This window comes from Streptomyces swartbergensis, assembly GCF_002148965.1.
Taxonomy (GTDB): domain Bacteria; phylum Actinomycetota; class Actinomycetes; order Streptomycetales; family Streptomycetaceae; genus Streptomyces; species Streptomyces swartbergensis.
The window spans coordinates 1-2,932 of record NZ_NGFN01000577.1; the positions used below are offsets into that span (position 1 = coordinate 1).

2 protein-coding genes and 1 pseudogene are annotated in these 2,932 nt (G+C 73.0%); all 3 read left to right on the top strand.

The window, feature by feature from the left end; all coding sequences use genetic code 11:
• Positions 1 to 24: 24 nt before the first annotated feature.
• Positions 25 to 1,164: pseudogene (locus tag CA983_RS42260) on the top strand (DUF7847 domain-containing protein); the annotation flags it as partial.
• A gap of 52 nt (positions 1,165 to 1,216) precedes the next feature.
• Entirely contained in the window at positions 1,217 to 1,939 is a 723-nt protein-coding gene (locus CA983_RS42265; RefSeq protein WP_425276514.1) for a DUF4129 domain-containing protein, read from the top strand.
• The coding region (locus CA983_RS42270) for a DUF4350 domain-containing protein (RefSeq protein ID WP_086605935.1) at positions 1,936 to 2,932 on the top strand (997 nt) is incomplete at its 3' end. The genes CA983_RS42265 and CA983_RS42270, both read left to right, overlap by 4 nt.

Genomic DNA, 2,932 nt, shown 5'->3' on the forward strand with positions numbered 1-2,932 from the left:
CCGCCGGGGCCGCCAGGGCCGTAGCCGCCGGTGGGCTGGGTGACCCAGCCCCCCGGCGGATACGGCCCTGGCGGCCCCGGCGGATACGGTCCCGGCGGTGCAGGAGGCCCCGGCGGATACGGAGCCCCCGGCGGCCCCGGCGGCTGGGGCAGCGCCTGGGGCGGCCCCCCGCCCGCGGCCAAGCCCGGCGTGATCCCGCTCCGCCCGCTCGGCGTGGGCGAGATCCTCGACGGCGCGGTCTCCACCATGCGCACCTACTGGCGCACGGTCCTGGGCATCTCCCTGACCGTCGCGGTCATCACCGAGATCATCGTCGTGCTGTTCCAGGGCCTCGTCCTGGACGACTCCAGCACCGATGCCCTCAACGACCCGAGCGCCACCCTCAGCGAACTGAGCCGCGCCATGGGCGACGCCATGCTCAACTCCACCGTCGTCTTCGTCATCTCCCTGGTCGGCACCGTCATCGCGACCGCACTGCTCACCACCGTCACCAGCCGCGCCGTGCTCGGCAAGTCGGTGACCATCGGCGAGGCCTGGCGGGACGCCCGCCCTCAGGTCGTCAAACTCTTCGGTCTCATCTGCCTGTTGCTGCTCATCACCGCAGGCATCGTCACCGTGGGCACCCTGCCCGGCATCCTCGTCAGCGTCGCCGGGAGCACCGGTGCGGGCGTCGCCCTGACCGTCCTGGGCATCATCGGCGCCGGCATCGTCGCCCTCTGGCTGATGATCCGCTTCTCCCTGGCCTCGCCCGCCCTGATGCTGGAGAAGCAGGGCATCAAGAAGGCGCTGAGCCGCTCCACGAAGCTGGTCCGGGGCACCTGGTGGCGGATCTTCGGCATCCAGCTGCTCGCCACGATCATCGCGAACGTCGTCGCCTCGATCATCGTCATCCCGTTCACCTTCCTCGCCGGGGCCCTGAGCGGCGACGGCATCACCGGCTGGCTCAACTCGGGTGTCGGCAGCCTCGGCTGGACGTTCCTCATCGTCACCGGCATCGGCTCGGTGATCGGCTCCATGATCACGTTCCCGATCACGGCGGGCGTCACCGTGCTCCTCTACATCGACCAGCGCATCCGCCGCGAGGCCCTCGACCTCGAACTGGCCCGCGCCGCCGGCGTCCAGGGCTACGGCCCCAACGCCCCAGGCGCCACTCCGGGGAGCTGATGCGGTGAGCTGGGCGGGGGAAGTTCTCACAACGGCGCTGCCACGCGCCGCCATACGCACAGTGCTGCGCGCCGGCGACACCTCGGTGCTGTCGTCGGCACGCTCCGCCGACGAACCGCCCCTCACCACACCGCGCGACCCCGCGCGCGAGGCGGCCCGGCGCGAGCTGTCCAAGCGGATGTACCACGAGGACGACCCCAGCCTGTTCCAGCGCGCCCTCGACGCCTTCTGGGAGTGGCTCGACAAACTGTTCAACGCCGCCTCCACCGCGGCACCCGGCGGAACACTCGGCCTGACCGTCATCATCCTGGCCGTCGTCGCGGTCCTGGCCGCCCTGTGGTGGCGCCTGGGCACCCCCCACCGCCAACCCACCTCCTCCGCCACGCTGTTCGACGACCGCCCTCGCAGCGCCGCCGACCACCGCGCAGCCGCCGAGGCACACGCCGCCCAGGGCCACTGGAACCAGGCCGTCCAGGAACGCATGCGGGCCCTAGTCCGTGCCCTGGAGGAACGCGCCCTCCTCGACGTCCGCCCAGGCCGCACCGCCGACGAGGCCGCCGCGGAAGCCGGCCGGGCCCTGCCCGCCCACACCGACCGACTGCGCGCCGCGGCCCGCGACTTCGACGACGTGACGTACGGCGGCCGGTCGGCGACCGAACAGTCGTACCTCCGCATCGCCGAACTCGACCGCGACCTGGAACGCACCAAGCCCCAGCTCGCGAGCAGCAGCGCCCACAGCACGGCCCCCCACACCCGCCAGGGAGCCGCCGAATGACCACCGAGGCCACGCTCCCGTCCACCTCGGCCTCGCCCACCGCACGCCAGGTATGGACCCGCGCGCGCGGCATCGCGCTCGCCCTCGTGCTGCTCCTGGTGGGAGCCGTCGCCATCGCCGTGATCCGCTCCGACGCCCGGCACGGCGAACTCGACCCGCGCTCCGCCGACCCCAACGGCAGCCGCGCCGTCGCCGAACTCCTCGCCGACCGGGGCGTGAACACACGCGTGGTCACCACCCTGGACGAGGCAGCCGCCGCAGCCGGCCCGGACACGACCCTCCTGGTCGCCGTCCCCGACCTGCTGAGCCGAAGTCAGCAGTCCCGTCTGCACAACGCGTTCGCCGACTCCGGCGGCCGTACCGTACTGGTCGCCCCCGGCAGCGCGTCCGTCGAACGACTCGCCCCCGGCGTCACCGCCGACCCCGCCACCAGCCTCGACTCGACGCTCTCCCCCGACTGCGACCTGCCCGCCGCCCAGCGCGCGGGCACCGCCGACACGGGCGGCGTCCGCTACACCACCACCCACCTCGACGCCGACAAGTGCTACACCAGCGAGCGCCTGGCCACCCTGCTGCGTATCCCGGCCCCCACCGGGGACGGCGACACCGTCGTCCTCGGCGCGCCCGACATCCTCCTCAACGACCGTCTCGACAAGCAGGGCAACGCCTCGCTCGCCCTCCAACTCCTCGGCTCCCGCCCCCATCTGGTCTGGTACCTCCCCTCGCTCTCCGACACCTCGGCCACCGGCAGCGACGACGAACGCAGCTTCTTCGACCTGCTCCCCTCGGGCTGGCTCTGGGGCACCCTGCAACTCTTCATCGCCGCAGCCCTGGCCGCCCTCTGGCGGGCACGCCGACTCGGGCCCCTCGTGCCCGAAAAACTCCCCGTGGCGATCCGCGCCTCCGAAACCGCCGAAGGCCGCGCCCGCCTCTACCGCAAGGCCGACGCCCGCGACCGCGCGGCAACCGCTCTTCGCTCCACCACCCGCACCC